This is a genomic window from Streptomyces sp. NPDC028711 (assembly GCF_055565415.1).
The window spans coordinates 1,028,399-1,046,929 of record NZ_JBVHUJ010000001.1 but is presented as its reverse complement, the minus strand read 5'-3'; the positions used below and the strand labels follow the sequence as shown (position 1 = coordinate 1,046,929).

Sequence of the window (18,531 nt, the reverse complement as noted above, 5' to 3'; positions counted from 1 at the left end):
ATTCACGCCGGAGCCGTCACCCCGGCCGCAAGCGCCGCGACCACGCGCCGGACCAGCTCCCGGTCGTCGCCCGGCCGCGCGCCGCCCGTCATCAGCAGGTGGTGCACGGTGCCGGTGATCGCAAGGGCGAGCATCGGGCAGTCCGCGGACGGCGCGACCCGCCCCCTCCGCTGTTCCTCCTCCAGGTAGGCGGCGAGGGCGTTCTCCACCGTGGCCGGGCCCGGCGCTCCGCCCGCCCATGCCGCCTTGACCCGCTCGGAGACGCCCTGCCGTGACACGGCGACGGCCGCGATCACCTGGCCGTGCGAGCCGAGCAGGGCGAGCGCCGCCTCGGTCAGGTTCTCCACCACCGTGGACTCGCCCGCGCGTGCGGGGAGCGGGGCCACCTCCTCCGCCACGCGCCGGAACCGGTCGAGGACGAGCTGGGTGACGAAGTCGTCGAGATCGGTGAAGTGGTTGTAGAGCAGGCCCTTGGCGCAGCCGGCCTGGTCGGTGACGGACCGGTTCGTCAGTCCGGCGGGGCCCTCCCGTCCCAGGACCACCTCGGCGGCCTCGAAGAGCCTTTCCCGGACGTTGGGCGTGGCGACTCCACGTGGGGACAACGGACTCCTCCAGGAAGGGGCTTGCGAGTATGGGCACTTGCCCATACCTTGATGGGCGTACGCCCATACTAGCTCTGTCACGACAGGAGACGCGTGATGCGCCCGCTCGTCAACACCGCTCAGTCCGAGGCCTGGAACGGCTACGAAGGCCACCACTGGAGCGACCACCACGACCGCTGGAACGCGGTGAACGAGGGCTTCAACGCGCCGCTGCTCGCCGCCGCGGCCATCCGCCCGGAGGACAGGGTCCTCGACATCGGCTGCGGCGCGGGGCAGGCGACCCGGCTCGCGGCGCGGGCGGCGCACCGGGGCTCCGCCCTGGGCCTCGACCTCTCCGAGCCGATGCTGGCCCGCGCGAAGGAGCTCGCCGCGGCGGAGGGGCTGCCCCACGTCGACTTCCAGCAGGGCGACGCCCAGGTGCACCCGCTGCCGCCCGCCGCCTTCGACGTGGCCGTCAGCCGCTTCGGCGTCATGTTCTTCCAGGACCCGGTCGCCGCCTTCACCAACATCGCCTCCGCGCTGCGCCCCGGCGGCCGGATCGCCTTCGCCTGCATGGCGGACCCGTCCCGTACGGACTGGGTCCAGGTGTTCGAAGCGCTCGGTGACCTGATGCCGCCGCCCGAGGCCCAGGAGGCCCCCGACGCCCCCGAGGCCGAGGTCCGGGAGGACCCCGGCCCCGGCATGTTCTCGCTCGCCGACCCGGACCGGATCCGTCGCGTCCTCACGGCGGCGGGTTTCGACGCCGTGTCCGTCGCGCCCTGCGACGCCGACGGCCTCTGGGGCCGGGACGCCGAGGACGCCGCCGCCTTCGTCCTCGCCTCAGGGCCGGCACGCCACTTCCTCGCCCGCCTCGACCCGGACACCGCCGAGCGGGCCCGCGTGGAGGTGACGCGGTCCCTGCGGAGCTTCGAGCGCCCCTCCGGAGTCCATCTGCGCACCGCCGGATGGCTCGTCACGGCGACCCGTCCGTAACGGCCGCCGCTCCCCTCCGCCCACTGGATGAAACGGCGTTCCTCCACAGTCCCGGCGCGGTGTCCGAGCCCTTCGCTACCTTCGGAGCATGTCCAACCAGGGTCAGGCTCCGGCTCAGGCGGTGCTCGAAGGCGTGCTCGAGCGCATCACGTACGCCAACGAGGAGAGCGGCTACACCGTCGCCCGCGTCGACACCGGCCGCGGCGCCGGTGACCTGCTCACGGTCGTCGGCTCGCTGCTCGGCGCGCAGCCGGGGGAGTCGCTGCGGATGGAGGGCCGCTGGGGCTCCCACCCGCAGTACGGCAAGCAGTTCACCGTCGAGAACTACACGACCGTGCTGCCCGCCACGATCCAGGGCATCCGCCGCTATCTCGGCTCCGGTCTCGTCAAGGGCATCGGGCCCGTCTTCGCCGACCGCATCACCCAGCACTTCGGCCTCGACACCCTCGACATCCTCGAAGAGGCACCCGCGCGCCTGATCGAGGTTCCGGGCCTCGGCCCCAAGCGCACCAAGAACATCACCGCCGCCTGGGAGGAGCAGAAGGCGATCAAGGAGGTGATGGTCTTCCTCCAGGGCGTCGGCGTCTCCACCTCCATCGCGGTCCGGATCTACAAGAAGTACGGGGACGCCTCGATCTCCGTCGTGAAGAACCAGCCCTACCGCCTCGCGGCCGACGTCTGGGGCATCGGCTTCCTCACCGCCGACCGCATCGCGCAGGCCGTGGGCATACCGCACGACAGCCCGGACCGGGTGAAGGCGGGCCTGCAGTACGCGCTCTCGCAGTCCAGCGACCAGGGCCACTGCTTCCTGCCGGAGGAACGGCTGATCGCCGACGCGGTGAAGCTGCTCCAGGTCGACACGGGCCTCGTCATCGAGTGCCTGGCCGAGCTCGCCGAGGACCCCGAGGGGGTCGTACGGGAGGTGGTTCCGGGCCCCGAGGGGACGCCCGTCACCGCCGTGTACCTGATCCCGTTCCACCGGGCCGAGCTGTCGCTCGCCGGGCAGCTCCGCCGGCTCCTCGGCACCGGGGAGGACCGGATGCCCGCCTTCCGGGACGTGCCCTGGGACAAGGCCCTCGCCTGGCTCGCGGACCGGACCGGGGCCTCGCTCGCGCCCGAGCAGGAGGAGGCCGTGCGGCTCGCCCTCACCCGTAAGGTCGCCGTCCTCACCGGCGGGCCCGGCTGCGGCAAGTCCTTCACGGTCCGCTCCATCGTGGAGCTCGCCCGCGCCAAGAAGGCCAAGGTCGTCCTCGCCGCGCCCACCGGCCGGGCCGCCAAGCGGCTCGCCGAACTGACCGGCGCCGAGGCCTCCACCGTGCACCGGCTCCTGGAGCTCAAGCCCGGCGGCGACGCGGCCTACGACCGGGACCGGCCCCTCGACGCCGATCTGATCGTGGTCGACGAGGCCTCCATGCTCGACCTGCTCCTGGCGAACAAGCTGGTCAAGGCGGTGGCACCGGGCGCCCATCTGCTGCTCGTGGGCGATGTGGACCAGCTACCCTCGGTGGGCGCGGGCGAGGTCCTCGGCGATCTGCTCGCCCCGGGAAGCCCCGTACCGGCGGTCCGGCTGACCCGGATCTTCCGCCAGGCCCAGGAGTCGGGCGTGGTCACCAACGCGCACCGGATCAACGCGGGCGTCCCCCCGCAGACCCAGGGCCTGCCCGACTTCTTCCTCTTCGTGGAGGAGGAGACCGAGGATGCCGCCCGGGTCGCCGTGGACGTCGCGGCCCGCCGGATTCCGGCCAAGTTCGGCCTCGACCCGCGCACGGACGTCCAGGTCCTCGCCCCCATGCACCGGGGCCCCGCGGGCGCCGGCTCGCTCAACGGGCTGCTCCAGCAGGCGATCACCCCGGCCCGCCCGGACCTGCCGGAGAAGCGGTTCGGCGGCCGGGTCTTCCGGGTCGGCGACAAGGTCACCCAGATCAGGAACAATTACGACAAGGGGGCCAACGGCGTCTTCAACGGCACGGTCGGCGTCGTCACGGCCCTCGACGTCGTCGAGCAGCGGCTGACCGTGCGGACGGACGAGGACGAGGAGGTGCCGTACGACTTCGACGAGCTGGACGAGCTCGCCCACGCGTACGCGGTCACCATCCACCGTTCGCAGGGCAGCGAGTATCCGGCGGTCGTGATCCCGGTCACGATGAGCGCGTGGATGATGCTCCAGCGGAACCTGCTCTACACGGCCGTGACCCGCGCCCGGAAGCTCGTCGTCCTGGTGGGCTCCCGCCGGGCGATCGCCCAGGCGGTCCGTACGGTCTCCGCGGGCAGACGCTTTACCGCACTCGCCTTCCGGCTCACAGGCGGCGCCCCCGTGTGAAAGATCACGGAGGACTACCGGAACCGGGGCGAAGGGGGCAGGATATGAAGGTTGGCGGCACTGAGTGCCGCCGATTGGCCCAATGGTCGACCCCGAGTGCACTCTCCTGAGCCAAATGGGGGATGGTAGAGACAGTCAGGGCACCTCGAAGAAGAGGCACTACGTCGGTGAGGGATGACGTGAGCGACAACTCTGTAGTACTGCGGTACGCGGACGGTGAATACACCTACCCGGTGGTCGAGAGCACCGTCGGCGACAAGGGCTTCGACATCGGGAAACTCCGAGCCCAGACCGGTCTGGTCACCCTGGACAGCGGATACGGCAACACCGCCGCCTATAAATCCGCGATCACCTATCTCGATGGTGAGCAGGGGATTCTGCGGTACCGCGGCTACCCCATCGAGCAGCTGGCCGAGCGCTCCACCTTCCTTGAGGTGGCGTACCTGCTGATCAACGGTGAGCTTCCCAAGGTCGACGAGCTCGCGACCTTCAAGAACGAGATCACGCAGCACACGCTGGTCCACGAGGACGTCAAGAACTTCTTCCGCGGCTTCCCGCGGGACGCCCACCCGATGGCGATGCTGTCGTCGGTGGTCTCCGCGCTGTCCACGTTCTACCAGGACAGCCACAACCCGTTCGACGAGGAGCAGCGTCACCTCTCCACGATCCGGCTGCTCGCCAAGCTGCCGACGATCGCGGCGTACGCGTACAAGAAGTCGATCGGTCACCCGTTCGTCTACCCGCGCAACGACCTCGGGTACGTCGAGAACTTCCTGCGCATGACCTTCTCGGTCCCGGCGCAGGAGTACGACCTGGACCCGGTCGTCGTCTCGGCGCTCGACAAGCTCCTCATCCTGCACGCGGACCACGAGCAGAACTGCTCGACCTCCACCGTGCGTCTGGTCGGCTCCTCGCAGGCGAACATGTTCGCCTCGATCTCCGCCGGCATCTCGGCCCTCTGGGGCCCCCTGCACGGTGGCGCCAACCAGTCGGTCCTGGAGATGCTGGAAGGCATCAAGGCCAACGGTGGCGATGTCGACTCCTTCATCCGCAAGGTAAAGAACAAGGAGGACGGCGTCCGCCTGATGGGCTTCGGCCACCGGGTGTACAAGTCCTTCGACCCGCGCGCCAAGATCATCAAGGCGGCGGCGCACGATGTCCTCTCGGCCCTCGGCAAGTCCGACGAGCTGCTCGACATCGCGCTGAAGCTCGAGGAGCACGCGCTCTCCGACGAGTACTTCGTCTCGCGCAACCTCTACCCGAACGTGGACTTCTACACGGGTCTGATCTACCGCGCGATGGGCTTCCCGACCGAGATGTTCACGGTGCTCTTCGCGCTCGGCCGTCTCCCCGGCTGGATCGCCCAGTGGCACGAGATGATCAAGGAGCCGGGCTCCCGCATCGGCCGCCCGCGCCAGATCTACACGGGCGAGATCCTCCGCGACTTCGTCCCGGTCGAGGCCCGCTAGTCGCTGTGACTGATGGCGCGCCCGGCGAGTGAGCCGAAGGGGCGCGTCGGTGTCGAGGTGACGAACGCGCGGAGGCCCGACGAAGGAGGGTCGAGCACGATCGTCACCTCGACACCGGCTTGAGCGCCCCGGTGGGGGTCCCCCCGGCGAAGCCAGGGGGAGAACCGAGCCCGAAAAAAAGAGGAAGCGCCCCGCGCTACCGATCCCCCCACGGGTCGGTAGGCGGGGCGCTTCCCATGTCCCCGGTGCGGATTCCCCCCACGGGATCCGGGCCGGGCGTCTGCCGCGTCAGCGGAGGCGACGCGGGTCGGGCCGCTGCGCGGTCTGCCGGGGTACGTACGGGAGGGCCGCTCAAAGCTCCCCGGTGCACGTCCCCCGGCCAACGCTTGCCAATGTCGGGATGTCCCCCAAGACCTCCCGATGAACGTCCCCCAAGACGTTCTCTGGCATCGCCCACTTAGACTCGCGAACAGCCCAGATGGTTACCCCCCAATATCTGTGATCTAGATCTCCTTGTGAAGGTCCTGTGCGTCACGTGTGGGTGAATTCACGCGAAGCGCCGCAGCCGCAGGCTGTTGGAAACGACGAACACGGACGAAAGGGCCATGGCCAGGCCCGCGATCATCGGGTTGAGCAGTCCGGCCGCCGCGAGGGGCAGCGCCGCCACGTTGTAGCCGAAGGCCCAGCCCAGGTTTCCCCTGATCGTCGCCAGGGTCCGGCGGGAGAGCCGGATGGCGTCCGCCGCGACCCGCAGGTCGCCCCGGACGAGGGTCAGATCGCTCGCCTCGATGGCCGCGTCCGTCCCCGTTCCCATGGCGAGGCCGAGGTCCGCGACGGCGAGCGCGGCGGCGTCGTTCACCCCGTCGCCCACCATCGCGACCGTCCGGCCCTCGGCCTGGAGCCGCCGGACCACCTCGGCCTTCTCCTCGGGGAGCACCTCGGCGATCACCTCGTCGATGCCGACCTCGGCCGCCACGGCCTCCGCGACCGCCCGGTGGTCCCCGGTGAGCAGCACGGGCCGCAGGCCCAGGGCGCGCAGCCGGGCGACCGCCTCGGCGCTGGTGTCCTTGACGGTGTCGGCGACGGTCAGGGTGCCCCGGGCGACCCCGTCCCAGGCGACATGGACGGCGCCGGGGTCGGGCGCGCCGGCCGGGACCTCGACGCCTTCCGCCGTGAGCAGGGCGGCGCGGCCGACGAGGACGAGGTGGCCGTCGACCGAGCCGCGCACGCCGAGCCCGGGGACGTTCTCGAAGGTCTTGGGTACGGGGAGCGCGCCGCAGCGTTCGGCGGCGCCGGCGGCGATCGCGCGGGCCACGGGGTGCTCGGAGGAGTGTTCGAGGGCGCCCGCGAGCCGCAGCAGCCGGAGTTCGTCGGTGGCGTCGGTGCCGTACTTCCCGCCGTACACGCGGACGCCCGTCAGCCGCATACGGCCGGTGGTGACCGTCCCCGTCTTGTCGAGGACGACGGTGTCGACGCGGCGGGTGGACTCCAGGACCTCGGGTCCCTTGATGAGGATGCCGAGCTGCGCGCCGCGCCCGGTGCCGACGAGGAGGGCGGTCGGAGTGGCGAGGCCCAGGGCGCAGGGGCAGGCGATGATCAGGACGGCGACGGCGGCGGTGAACGCGGCGGTCGGGTCGTCCGTCATGAGTAGCCAGGTGACGAGGGTGCCGAGGGCGATGAGGAGCACCACGGGGACGAACACGGCGGAGATCCGGTCGGCGAGCCGCTGCACCTCCGCCTTGCCGTTCTGGGCGTCCTCGACGAGTTTCGCCATCCGGGCGAGCTGGGTGTCGGCGCCGACGCGGGTGGCCCGGACGAGCAGTCGGCCGGAGACGTTGACGCAGCCGCCGGTGACGGTGTCGCCCTCGGTGACGTCGAGCGGCAGGGATTCGCCGGTGAGCAGGGAGGCGTCGACCGCCGACGCGCCCTCGGTGACGGTGCCGTCGGTGGCGATCTTCTCTCCGGGGCGTACGACGAAGAGGTCGCCGGACCGCAGGTCGCCGACGGGGATCCGTACCTCTCCGCTGTCCCGGAGGACGGCCACGTCCTTGGCGCCGAGCTCCATCAGGGCCCGGAGCGCCGCGCCGGCCTTCCGTTTGGCGCGGGCCTCCAGGTAGCGGCCGAGCAGGATGAAGGTGACGACCCCGGCCGCGACCTCCAGATAGATCGCGGAGGTGCCGTCGGCGCGGTCGACGGTCAGGTCGAAGCCGTGCCGCATGCCGGGCATGCCCGCGTCGCCGAGGAAGAGGGCCTGGAGCGACCAGCCGAAGGCGGCGAGGGTGCCGACGGAGACGAGGGTGTCCATGGTGGCGGCGCCGTGCCGGAGGTTGGTCCAGGCGGCCCGGTGGAAGGGCAGTCCGCCCCAGACGACGACGGGGGCGGCGAGGGTGAGCGAGAGCCACTGCCAGGTGTCGAACTGGAGCGCGGGGACCATGGCGAGCAGGACGACGGGCGCGGCGAGGAGCGCGGAGACGGTGAGCCGCTGCCGGAGGGAGGCGAGCTCGGGGTCCTCGGGCTCTTCGGCGGGCCGGGGCTCGTCCCCGGGCTCCTTCGCGGGCTCGGGCTCCGGCGGCGGGGGTTCCTCGGCGGTGTAGCCGGTTCTGACGACGGTGGCGATCAGGTCGTCGACCGTCAGTTCCGGCGGGTGTGCGACCCGTGCCTTCTCGGTGGCGTAGTTGACCGTCGCGGTCACCCCGTCCATCCGGTTGAGCTTCTTCTCGACGCGGGCGGCGCAGGAGGCACAGGTCATGCCACCGATCGTCAGCTCGGTGATGGTGGACGTCATGAGCGGTTCCAAAGGGGAGCAGGGCCGTACCAGGTAAACGGTACGGCCCTGCGGGGTGTCGGCGGGGTGCCGGTCAGACCAGCTCGTATCCGGCCTCGTCGACGGCGGCGCGTACGGCCTCCACGTCGAGCGGGGACTCGGAGACGACGGTGACCTCGCCGGTCTTGGCGACGGCCGTGACCGAGGAGACACCGGGAAGCTCGGAGATCTCGCTGGAGACGGCGCCTTCGCAGTGGCCGCAGGTCATGCCCTTGACCTGGTAGACGGTGGTGAGTTCGGTCTTCGTCTCTGCGGACATGGCGTGCTCCTCCGGGTGCGGATCCTTACAGGAACAGATGATACCCCTAGGGGGTATGGATTGCACGTACGTCCGACGTGTGCGGCGGGTCACGGTCGACGGCGGCGAGCCGGAGCCGCGGAGCCTCAGGTGGGAGCCTATGGTAAATACCCGATATGTCGCATTCGGGGATCACGCTCATCCTGATCATGGCGATCGCCGTCCTGGCGCCGCTGCTCGCCTACGCGGTCGGGCGGAAGCTCCCCGTCCCCCTCGTCATCTTCGAGATCCTGCTCGGCATCGTCATCGGCCCCGACGTCCTCGGCTGGGCCCGTCCGAGCGAGCTGATCGACGGCCTCTCCGAGCTCGGCCTCACCATGCTGATCTTCCTCGCGGGGTACGAGATCGAGTTCGGCAAGGTCCGCGGCGACACCCTCCGGCGCTCGATCCGGGCCTGGCTGATCGCCCTCGTGCTCGGACTCGCCGCCGGCGTCCTGCTCGGCGGCGGCTACACCAAGGGCGTCTTCATCGGGGTGGCGCTCACGAGCACCGCGCTCGGAACCGTCCTGCCGGTGCTCCGGGACGCGGGCGACCTCCACGGACGGTTCGGCTCCGTCGTCATGGCCTTCGGCGCGGTCGGCGAGTTCGGCCCGATCATCGCGATGGCGCTGCTGCTCAGCGGGCGCGGCGCGGGCGAGTCGACCGCGCTCCTCGCCGTCTTCGCCGCGCTCACCGCCGGAGCCGTGTACTGGGCGCTGCGGCCGCGCCCCCCGTGGTTCTCCGCGATCATCGCCAGGACCCTGGACACCAGCGGCCAGTTCGCGGTCCGGTTCGTCTTCCTGCTGCTCGCCCTGATGCTCGGGGCGTCGACGGCCCTCGGCCTCGACGTGCTGCTCGGCGCCTTCGCGGCGGGACTCGTCACCCGGCTCGTACTGACGGGGGCCGCGCCCGAGTCCGGCCCGCGCGTCCTGGAGAAGGTCGAGGGTGTTGGTTTCGGCTTCCTCGTGCCCGTCTTCTTCGTCGTCACCGGGATCGAGTTCGACCTGGACTCGCTCCTCGGCGGCGGCAGGACCCTGCTGCTGCTCCCGCTCTTCCTGCTGCTCTTCCTCCTTGTGCGCGGCGGGCCGATCTGGCTCCTCGCACCGCGCGACCTCGACCGGAGGGACAGGACGGGGCTCGTGCTGTACGGCTCCACCGCGCTGCCGCTCGTCGTCGCGATCACCACCATCGGCGTGGACGACAAGGTGCTCGGGGCGGGGGAGGCGGCGGCGCTCGTCGGGGCCGCCATGGTCTCCGTCCTCGTCTTCCCGCTGCTCGCGCTGAAGCTGCGGGCGGGGGCGGGAGCCGCTCCCGGGGCCGGCGCTTCTCCGGGCGCCGGGGCCGATGGTGCGGCCAGTCCCGGGGGGTCCGTCAGCGGGTCCGAGTCGTGGTGACCGGCGCCGCCGGGGGAGAGCCCTCGGTCAGCGGGGTGAGGTAGCGGAGGAGCAGGGTCTTCAGCTCGGCGATCACGGCGTCCCGCTCGGGCCCCTCGGGCGCGGCGAGCACGAGGTCGAGGCCGCCCTTGAAGGTCGCGAAGGTCATGTCGGCGATGCGGGCACGGTCCTGCGCCGGTATGCCGGGGGCGTAGTGCGCGATCACCTCCTGCACCCGGGCGAGCAGCGAGACGTGCAGGGCGTCGTGCTCCTCGGCGATCCGGCCGGGGGCGTCGGAGCCGTGCATCAGGGCGAGGAAGGCCGGGTTCGCGCAGTTGAACTCGATCATCGGGTCGACCACGGCGTCGAGCAGCTCGGGCAGCGGCAGGGCGAGGTTCTCCGGGGTGAACGCCTGGCCGTGGGCCTCCCGCATCTGGTGCAGGAGGCGCTCGCCGAGCTCGATCGCGATGGCTTCCTTGTTCGGGAAGTACTGGTAGAGCGTGCCCGGCGAGACATGGGCCTCGCGCGCGATGGCGTTGGTGCTCGCCGCCGTGTAGCCGTTCGTGCAGAAGACGTTCGCGGCGGCCTGGAGCAACTGCGCGATACGCCGCTCGCCGCGCGCCTGACGGCGGCGCGGCTTCGGCTCCTCGGAGGCGCCTCCGGAGCCGTCTCCGGACGCGGCGCCGGACATGTCCCCGGAGCCGTCTCCGGGCACGCCGTCGGGCATGTCTTCGGACATGACTGTCCCCAGCTTTCCTCAACACGTTTGACAAATGCGAGAGGTCGCTCGCATTCTTGAGAAACGCGAGTGATCACTCGTGTTTGCCAGTCTATGGCAATGGGTGACCCATGTGACCTGCCGGGAAGCGAGCACACGGGTCAGGTGAAGGGGACACCTCGTCATGGCCGAAGTCAAGAAAGCAGCGCCCGAGGGGGTCGCGCGCGGGGGTGGGAGCCCGGGCGGATCCGGGGGATGGACGCGGTTCGTGACCGCACGGCCGCGCCTCACGCTCCTCGTGGCCCTCGTCCTCACCGCCCTCGCCGTCCTCGCGGGCGGCGGGGTCGCCGACCGCATGGGCAGCGGCGGCTGGGAGGACCCGGCCGCCGAGTCCACGTACGCGACGGAGGCCCTGGAGCGCCACTTCCCCGGCTCCCAGCCCAATCTGCTGCTGCTCGTCGACGCGGGACCGGCCGGCGTCGACGCCCCGGCGGTCGCCGCCGAGGCCCGGCGGCTCGCCGAGCGGCTCGACGCCGAGCCGGGCGTCGACGGCGTCGGCTCCTACTGGTCCACCGGCTCGCCCGCCCTCCGCTCCGAGGACGGCGGGCAGGCCGTGATCGCCGCCCGCATCGCCGGCGAGGAGAAGGACGCCGCCGTCGTCCTCGACCGGATCGCCCCCGAGTACCGGGGCACGCACGGCCCCGTCGAGGTCACCCTCGGCGGCGGACTCGCCGTCCGCCACGAGATGCAGGTGGTCATCCAGGAGGACCTGCTGCGGGCCGAGCTCATCGCCCTGCCCCTCACCCTCGTCCTCCTCGTCATGGTCTTCGGCAGCGCCGTCGCCGCCCTGCTGCCGCTCGGCGTCGGCATCGTCGCCATCCTCGGGACCAACGCGGCCCTGCGCGGCATCACCGAGTTCACCGACGTCTCCGTCTTCGCGCAGAACCTGACGACGGCCCTGGGACTCGGACTCGCCATCGACTACGCCCTGTTCGTCGTCCGCCGCTACCGCGAGGAGCTCGCCGCCGGGGCCGACACGTACACCGCCGTGCGCACCACCCTGCGCACCGCCGGACGGACCGTGCTCTTCTCCGCCCTGACCGTCGCCGTCTCGCTCGCCGCGATGCTGGTCTTCCCGCAGTACTTCCTGCGCTCCTTCGCGTACGCGGGGATCGCCGTGGTCCTGCTCGCGGCGACCGCCGCACTCACCCTGCTCCCCGCGGCCCTCGTCCTGCTCGGTGACCGGGTCAACGCGCTCGACCTGCGGCGCCTCCTCCGGCGCGGCCGCGCCGCCCGGGACACTGCCACCGGCGCGGGCGACGCGAGCGCGCGCGAAGGGGGCGACGGGGCGGGCTGGGCGCGGGCCGCCGGGCTCGTCATGCGCAGGGCGCCCGTCTTCGCCGTCCTCACCACCGCCGGACTCGTCCTCCTCGGACTGCCCTTCCTCGGCGTCGAGTTCGGTACCGCCGACGACCGCCAGCTCCCCGCCACCGCCTCCTCCCGGGTCGTCCAGGACCAGCTGAGGGACGGCTTCCCCGGCGACCCCGGGGGCGGGATCACCATCCTCGCCGAGGGCCCGGCCACCCCCGCCGAGTACGCCGCCTACCGCGAGCGGATCACCATCCTCGACGGCGTCGCACGGGCCGACGGGCCGGTGACCGCCGGCGGCGGCCACGCCTACTTCACCGTCGTGCCCGAGGGTGAGACCGTCGGCGCGGAGGCCCAGCGGACCGTGGCCGAACTGCGGGCGGCGCCCGCCCCGTTCGAGACCTCCGTCACCGGACAGGCCGCCGTCCTCGTCGACTCCAAGGACGCCCTCGCGGAGCGGCTGCCCTGGGCGGCGGGGATCATCGTCCTCGTCACGCTGCTCCTCGTCTTCCTGCTCACCGGCAGCGTCCTCATCCCCGTCCAGGTCGTCCTCCTCAGCGGCCTCAGTCTCACCGCGATGTTCGGCGCGGTCGTCTGGGTCTTCCAGGACGGCCACCTCTCCGGCCTCCTCGGCTTCACCCCCACCGGAGACATCGAGACGACCCTGCCGGTCCTGATGTTCTGTGTGGCCTTCGGACTCTCCATGGACTACGGGGTGTTCCTGCTCTCCCGCATCAAGGAGGAGTACGACGCCACCGGCGACCACGAGCACTCCGTCCGCTTCGGCCTGCGGCGCACCGGCGGCCTCATCACCGCCGCCGCCGTGATCCTCGCCGTCGTCATGGTGGCCATCGGCACCTCCCGCGTCACCAACACCAAGATGCTCGGCCTCGGCGTCGCCCTCGCCGTCCTCATGGACGCCATGGTGGTCCGCAGCCTCCTCGTCCCCTCCGTGATGAAACTGACCGGCCGGCTCACCTGGTGGGCACCGGGGCCCCTGCGGCGCTTCCACGACCGCTTCGGCATCAGCGAGTCGGACGGAGCCACCCCCGGCCGGCCCTCGGAGGCCGGAAGATCACCCGAGGTGCCGGAGGCCGATGCGCCCGAGGTGTCGGACGCGCCCGAGGACGGGGCATCCGGCGGGCGGCGGCGTGAGGCCGCACCCCTGAGCGGATGAGACGGCGGGACGCCGGGCCCCGGAGCGTTCCGAGGCCCGGCGATCCCCGCCGCGGCCGGCGCCGTGACGGGCCCGGCGCTTCCCCCCCGACCGGCGCCGTGACGGGCCGACGGTCCCCCCGAACGGTGCTGTGAGAGGCACCGGCGGTCCCCCCGGCCGGTGCCTCTCGTCATTCGCGGCGGCCCCGGTTGCCGGGGCGGCTGGCGACCCAGGCGCGGATCGTGTCCGCGTACCAGTAGGGCTTGCCCGATTCCACCTGGTCGGGAGCCGGCAGCAGTCCGTGCTTCCGGTAGGAGCGGACCGTGTCGGGCTGCACCCGGATGTGTGCGGCGATGTCCTTGTACGACCAGAGCCTCTTGTCCGTCATGCCTGGTACCTCCCTGCTCACCGCGCAGCGGCGGCGGGGGTGCCGTTCGGGGGCGCTGCGGGTGGGCGTGTGGCGATCACTGAGCCTGTGCCCCCTGCAACGGCCGCTCCAGACCGGAGGAGAACGCCTGTCGAGCGCCTGTGACGGAAAGCCCGCGTAACGGAGATATATGTGACGCCGGAGGGACGTACGTGACGAAAGAGATGTATCCGAAGGGCGGTGTGGCCGCGTGCGTCACCCCTGGCCATACAGGTATGCGCCGGTCACACGCCGCAGGAACGAAGAAAGCGCCGGGTGCGCAGCGCGATGGGGTACGGGACGTCCGGCTCGCATGGGTACATGTCCTGCTCGACGATCGCGAACAGGTCCACGTCCAGGGCCTCCGCGGCGGCCAGGACGGGCTCGAGCGCGGGTACTCCCGACGGCGGCTCGCACATCACACCCCGCGCCACCGCGGGACCGAACGGCACCTCCTCGGCCATCACCCCGGCCAGGACCTCCGGGTCGACCTGCTTGAGATGGAGGTAGCCGATCCGCTCGCCGTACGTCTCGATCAGCTTGACGCTGTCCCCGCCCGCGTACGCGTAGTGCCCGGTGTCCAGGCAGAGCGAGACCGCCTCCGCGTCGGTGGCGTCGAGGAACCGGGTGACGCTCTCCTCGCCGTCCAGATGGGTGTCGGCGTGCGGATGGACCACGATCCGCAGCCCGTACCGCTCCCGCACCTCCCGGCCCAGACGCTCGGTGAGCCGTGTCAGGTCCCGCCACTGCCCGGACGTCAGGGTCCGCTCCTCCAGGACCTCGCCCGTGCGGTCGTCCCGCCAGAAGGACGGGATGACGACGAGATGGTCCGCGCCCATGGCCTGCGCGAGGGCCGCGTTCTCGGCGACGTGCGCCCAGGTGCGGTCCCAGACCTCGGGGCCGCGGTGGAGACCGGTGAAGACCGTCCCCGCCGAGACCCTGAGGCCACGCCGGGAGGTCTCCTCCGTGAGGACGCCCGGATCGGTGGGCAGATAGCCGTACGGACCGAGCTCGATCCACTCGTAACCCGCGCCGGACACCTCGTCGAGGAAGCGCTGCCAGGGCACCTGCCGGGGATCGTCGGGGAACCACACCCCCCAGGAGTCCGGGGCGGAGCCCACCCGGATCCGGGACGGGCGGGGGGACGGCGACGGCTGCGGCGACGGCTTCGTCATGCCTGCCACCTTGGCCGGGGTCCGCGAGCAGCGTCAAGCAGGCCGCTCCGCCAGGACCGATCGTCCGAATGTCCGGACATATCGTTGACACGCCTCCGGACGGACGGCTAGACCTGGGTGCGGGCAGACCCGGGGCGGGGCCGAGCCGAGAGGTGGCGCGTGGAGACGGAGCCGTACGACCTGATCACCATGGGGCGCCTCGGCGTGGACCTGTACCCACTCCAGACCGGCGTCGGGCTCGACCGGGTCGAGACCTTCGGCAAGTTCCTCGGCGGCTCCCCGGCCAACGTGGCCGTCGCCGCCGCCCGGCTCGGCCGCCGCACCGCCCTCGTCTCGCGTACCGGCGCCGATCCCTTCGGCACCTATCTGCGCCGCGAGCTCAAGGGCTTCGGGGTGGACGACCGCTGGGTGGCCGAGGTCGAGGAGTACCCGACGCCCCTCACCTTCTGCGCCCTCTTCCCGCCCGACGACTTCCCGCTCACCTTCTACCGCCGGCCCAAGGCCCCCGACCTGGAGATCCATCCGCACGAGCTCGACCTCGACGCGATCCGAGCCGCCCGCGTCTTCTGGGCGACCGGCACCGGCCTGAGCGCCGAGCCGAGCCGCTCCGCGACCCTGGCGGCGCTTCGGGCCAGGTCCGGCCGGGAGGTGACGGTCCTCGACCTGGACTGGCGGCCCATGTTCTGGACGGATCCGGCGGCGGCCCGCCCGTACTACGCCGAGGCGCTGCGGTACGCGACCGTCGCCGTCGGCAACCTCGACGAGGTCGAGGTGGGGACGGGGGAGCGCGAGCCGTACGCGGCGGCCCGCGCGCTCCTCGCCGCCGGCCGCGACAGCGAGGGTGGCGGGCTGCGGCTCGCCGTGGTCAAGCAGGGCCCCCGGGGTGTCCTCGCGCTCGCCGCCGACGGCACGTCCGCCGAGGTGCCGCCGCTGCCGGTGGAGGTCGTCAACGGCCTCGGGGCGGGTGACGCGTTCGGCGGGGCGCTCGTCCACGGACTGCTCGCCGGCTGGGACCTCGACACGGTCCTGCGCCACGCCAACGCCGCCGGCGCGATCGTCGCCGGCCGCCTCGCCTGCTCGTCCGCCATGCCGTACGCCCGGGAGATCACCGAGGCCCTCGCCACGGGCAGCGGAACCCTCCCGGAGAGCACGGGCAGCGGAACCCCGCCCGAGAAGGGGTAGGGATGGCCGTCATGAGTCCTGACCGATCCCCGTCCCTCCATCTGCCCGCCGGGACCGCCGCCCGAGGCCCGTACGCGGTCGACATCGACCCCCGCCGGGCCGGATGGACGTACTCCGCCCTACGGGTCCTCACCCTCGGACCCGGGGAGGTCCACTCCTTCGGGAGCGGGGATTCCGAATGGGTCGTGCTTCCCCTCTCCGGTGCCTGTAGCGTGCGCGTCGACGGTGAGATCCTCGAACTCCTGGGCCGCGCGAGCGTGTTCGAAGGGGTGACCGACTTCGCCTATGTACCGCGCGACGCCCACGCCCAGATCGCCTCCGGTGCGGGAGGCCGCTTCGCTTTGGCAGGAGCGAAGTGCGAGCGACGACTCCCCGCCCGCTACGGCCCCGCGCCGGAGGTTCCCGTCGAGACGCGGGGCAGCGGCAACCGCGCCCGCCAGGTCCGCAACTTCGCCTCGGCGGACGCCTTCGACTGCGACCGGCTCATCGCCGTCGAGGTCGTCACACCCGGCGGCAACTGGTCCTCCTACCCGCCGCACAAGCACGACGAGCACCGTCCCGGGGCCGAGTCCGTCCTGGAGGAGATCTACTACTACGAGATCGAGGGCCCGAACGGCCTCGCGTACCAGCGGATCTCGCCCTCACGGCCCGGCGGCGCCGAGCTCCTCGCCGAGGTCCGCGACGGCGACGCCGTCCTCGTGCCCGACGGCTGGCACGGCCCCTCGATCGCCCAGCCGGGTCACGCCCTCCACTACCTCAACGTCATGGCGGGCCCCGGCCCCGGCCGGGAGTGGAAGATCTGCTTCCACCCGGACCACACGGAGGGATACGCATGAGCATCCGGCTGACCGTCGCCCAGGCGCTCGTGCGCTTCCTCGTCGCGCAGCACACCGAGCGCGACGGGGCCAGGCACCGGCTGATCGCCGCCACCTGGGGCATCTTCGGCCACGGGAACGTCGCCGGGATCGGCCAGGCGCTCCTCGAAGAGCCCCGCATGCCCTTCCACCAGGGCCGCAACGAGCAGGCCATGGTCCATGCCGCCGTCGGCTACGCCCGCCAGCGGAACCGGCTCTCCGCGCACGCCGTCACCACCTCCATCGGCCCCGGCGCCACCAACCTCGTCACCGGCGCCGCCCTCGCCACCGTCAACCACCTGCCGGTCCTGCTCCTCCCCGGCGACACCTTCGCGGGCCGCCCCGCCGACCCCGTGCTCCAGCAGCTCCAGGTCCCGTACGCGGGCGACGTGTCCGTCAACGACTGCCTGCGTCCCGTCTCGCGCTACTTCGACCGGGTCACCCGGCCCGAGGCCCTGATCCCGGCCGCCCTCGAAGCCGCGCGGGTCCTCGCCGACCCCGCCGGGACCGGCGCCGTCACCCTCGCCCTGCCGCAGGACGTCCAGGCGGAGGCGTACGACTGGCCCGAGGAGTTCTTCGCCGAGCGGGTCTGGCGGATCCGCCGCCCCCGCCCCGACACGGCCGAACTCGACGCGGCCGTACGGGCCGTGAGGAGCGCCGCGCGCCCGCTGGTCATCGCGGGCGGCGGGGTGCGGTACAGCGGCGCCGAGGACGCCCTGCGCACCCTCGCCGAGCGCGTCGGTCTGCCCGTCGTCACGACCCAGGCCGGCAAGGGCGTCCTGCCGTACGACCACCCCTGCGAAGCCGGTGGCATCGGCCACACCGGCAGCTCCACCGGCAACGCCCTGGCCCGCACCAGCGATCTGGTCATCGGTGTCGGCACCCGCTACACCGACTTCACCACCGCCTCCGGCACCCTCTTCCCCGAGGGCACCCGCTTCCTCAACCTCAACATCACCGGCTTCGACGCCCACAAGCAGGGCGCGCTGCCGCTCGTCGCCGACGCGCGCGAGGGGCTCACCGCCCTCACCGAGGCGCTCGGCGACCACCGCCAGTCCATGGCGCAGTGGCTGTTCTCCAAGCGGGACTGGCAGGAACGGATCGACGCGGCCTACGCCGTCCACGACGAGGACGCCCGCCCCACCCAGGCACAGGTCCTCGGCGTACTCGACACCCTGGTCGACGGCAGCGACATCCTGATCAACGCCGCGGGATCGCTCCCCGGCGACCTCCACAAGCTCTGGCGGACCCGCTCGCCCGACCAGTACCACGTCGAGTACGGCTATTCCTGCATGGGCTACGAGATCCCGGCGGCCATCGGCGTCCTGCTCGCCACTCCCGGCCGGCCCGTCTGGGCGCTCGTCGGCGACGGTACGTATCTGATGAACCCCACCGAAATCGTCACCGCCGTGCAGGAGCGCCTGCCGCTGCGGCTGATCGTCCTGCAGAACCACGGCTACGCCTCCATCGGCGGTCTCTCGGAGGCGGTCGGCGCCGAGCGGTACGGCACCGACTACCGCCACCGGGACGAGGACGGCGGCTTCACCGGACCCCCGCTCCCCGTCGACCTCGGGGCCAACGCCGCCTCCCTCGGGATACGGGTGCTGCGCCCCCGCACCATCCGTGACCTGCGGGAAGCTCTCGCGGACGCGCGTGCCGCGACGGTTCCCACATGTGTCTACGTCGAGACCGAAACGGCAGACACAGTGTCGGGCCCGCCCCCGGCCCAGGCGTGGTGGGATGTGCCCGTGGCCGAGACCTCGACCCGCCCGTCGGCGGTCAAGGCCCGCGAGGAGTACGACCGGCACGTCACCGCCCGACGCCGCCATCTCTGA

14 protein-coding genes are annotated in these 18,531 nt (G+C 72.0%); 8 read left to right on the top strand and 6 right to left on the bottom strand.

The window, feature by feature from the left end; genetic code table 11:
* Window positions 1–2 precede the first annotated feature (2 nt).
* Window positions 3–602, bottom strand: a complete 600-nt coding sequence (locus tag ACZ4VK_RS04590) for a TetR/AcrR family transcriptional regulator (protein ID WP_468348354.1) — start codon at window positions 600–602, stop codon at window positions 3–5.
* Window positions 603–698: 96 nt separating this feature from the next.
* Between ACZ4VK_RS04590 and ACZ4VK_RS04585 the strand changes: the two genes are divergently transcribed.
* The 3 genes from ACZ4VK_RS04585 to ACZ4VK_RS04575 all read left to right on the top strand — a co-directional run bounded on the left by ACZ4VK_RS04585 (window position 699) and on the right by ACZ4VK_RS04575 (window position 5,363).
* On the top strand, window positions 699–1,574 hold the full coding sequence (locus ACZ4VK_RS04585) for a class I SAM-dependent methyltransferase (protein ID WP_468348352.1): 876 nt from the start codon (window positions 699–701) through the stop codon (window positions 1,572–1,574).
* An 88-nt stretch (window positions 1,575–1,662) separates the two neighbouring features.
* Window positions 1,663–3,894: an SF1B family DNA helicase RecD2 gene (recD2, locus tag ACZ4VK_RS04580; protein WP_468348350.1), complete on the top strand. Its 2,232-nt coding sequence runs from the start codon at window positions 1,663–1,665 to the stop codon at window positions 3,892–3,894.
* A 179-nt stretch (window positions 3,895–4,073) separates the two neighbouring features.
* Window positions 4,074–5,363 carry a citrate synthase gene (locus ACZ4VK_RS04575; protein WP_468348348.1) on the top strand — a complete coding sequence of 430 codons (1,290 nt, stop codon included), beginning with the start codon at window positions 4,074–4,076 and terminating at the stop codon, window positions 5,361–5,363.
* A gap of 547 nt (window positions 5,364–5,910) precedes the next feature.
* Here the strand turns inward: ACZ4VK_RS04575 and ACZ4VK_RS04570 are convergent.
* Window positions 5,911–8,148, bottom strand: coding sequence for a heavy metal translocating P-type ATPase (locus ACZ4VK_RS04570; protein WP_468348346.1), 2,238 nt, complete (start codon window positions 8,146–8,148; stop codon window positions 5,911–5,913).
* A gap of 73 nt (window positions 8,149–8,221) precedes the next feature.
* Entirely contained in the window at window positions 8,222–8,446 is a 225-nt protein-coding gene (locus ACZ4VK_RS04565) for a heavy-metal-associated domain-containing protein (RefSeq protein WP_468348344.1), read from the bottom strand.
* Window positions 8,447–8,601: 155 nt separating this feature from the next.
* Here ACZ4VK_RS04565 and ACZ4VK_RS04560 point away from each other — a divergent pair, with 155 nt between their 5' ends.
* On the top strand, window positions 8,602–9,858 hold the full coding sequence (locus ACZ4VK_RS04560; protein WP_468348342.1) for a cation:proton antiporter: 1,257 nt from the start codon (window positions 8,602–8,604) through the stop codon (window positions 9,856–9,858).
* On the opposite strand, the gene ACZ4VK_RS04555 is transcribed toward ACZ4VK_RS04560, so the two are convergent.
* Window positions 9,836–10,576 carry a TetR/AcrR family transcriptional regulator gene (locus ACZ4VK_RS04555; protein ID WP_468348340.1) on the bottom strand — a complete coding sequence of 247 codons (741 nt, stop codon included), beginning with the start codon at window positions 10,574–10,576 and terminating at the stop codon, window positions 9,836–9,838. The two genes, ACZ4VK_RS04560 and ACZ4VK_RS04555, sit on opposite strands and share 23 nt — an antisense overlap.
* Window positions 10,577–10,739: 163 nt before the next feature.
* On the opposite strand from ACZ4VK_RS04555, the gene ACZ4VK_RS04550 reads away from it, so the two are divergent.
* On the top strand, window positions 10,740–13,100 hold the full coding sequence (locus tag ACZ4VK_RS04550) for an MMPL family transporter (protein ID WP_468348338.1): 2,361 nt from the start codon (window positions 10,740–10,742) through the stop codon (window positions 13,098–13,100).
* A 169-nt stretch (window positions 13,101–13,269) separates the two neighbouring features.
* Here ACZ4VK_RS04550 and ACZ4VK_RS04545 read toward each other — a convergent pair whose 3' ends face one another.
* Both ACZ4VK_RS04545 and ACZ4VK_RS04540 read right to left on the bottom strand, forming a co-directional pair.
* The gene (locus ACZ4VK_RS04545; RefSeq protein WP_468348336.1) at window positions 13,270–13,467 is read right to left on the bottom strand and encodes a helix-turn-helix transcriptional regulator; all 198 of its coding nucleotides are present in this window, start codon (window positions 13,465–13,467) and stop codon (window positions 13,270–13,272) included.
* A gap of 263 nt (window positions 13,468–13,730) precedes the next feature.
* Window positions 13,731–14,660: a sugar phosphate isomerase/epimerase family protein gene (locus ACZ4VK_RS04540; RefSeq protein ID WP_468348334.1), complete on the bottom strand. Its 930-nt coding sequence runs from the start codon at window positions 14,658–14,660 to the stop codon at window positions 13,731–13,733.
* Between the two features lie 189 nt (window positions 14,661–14,849).
* Between ACZ4VK_RS04540 and iolC the strand changes: the two genes are divergently transcribed.
* Genes iolC through iolD form a run of 3 tightly spaced genes read left to right on the top strand, consistent with a single transcriptional unit; the run spans window position 14,850 to window position 18,531 of the window.
* Window positions 14,850–15,842 (top strand): 5-dehydro-2-deoxygluconokinase, encoded by a 993-nt coding sequence (gene iolC / locus ACZ4VK_RS04535; RefSeq protein ID WP_468348860.1) that lies wholly within the window; start codon window positions 14,850–14,852, stop codon window positions 15,840–15,842.
* Between the two features lie 11 nt (window positions 15,843–15,853).
* Window positions 15,854–16,678: a 5-deoxy-glucuronate isomerase gene (gene iolB, locus ACZ4VK_RS04530; protein ID WP_468348858.1), complete on the top strand. Its 825-nt coding sequence runs from the start codon at window positions 15,854–15,856 to the stop codon at window positions 16,676–16,678.
* Complete coding sequence (gene iolD, locus ACZ4VK_RS04525; RefSeq protein WP_468348332.1) at window positions 16,675–18,531, top strand: 3D-(3,5/4)-trihydroxycyclohexane-1,2-dione acylhydrolase (decyclizing); 1,857 nt, start codon at window positions 16,675–16,677, stop codon at window positions 18,529–18,531. Before iolB ends, iolD begins: the two co-directional genes overlap by 4 nt.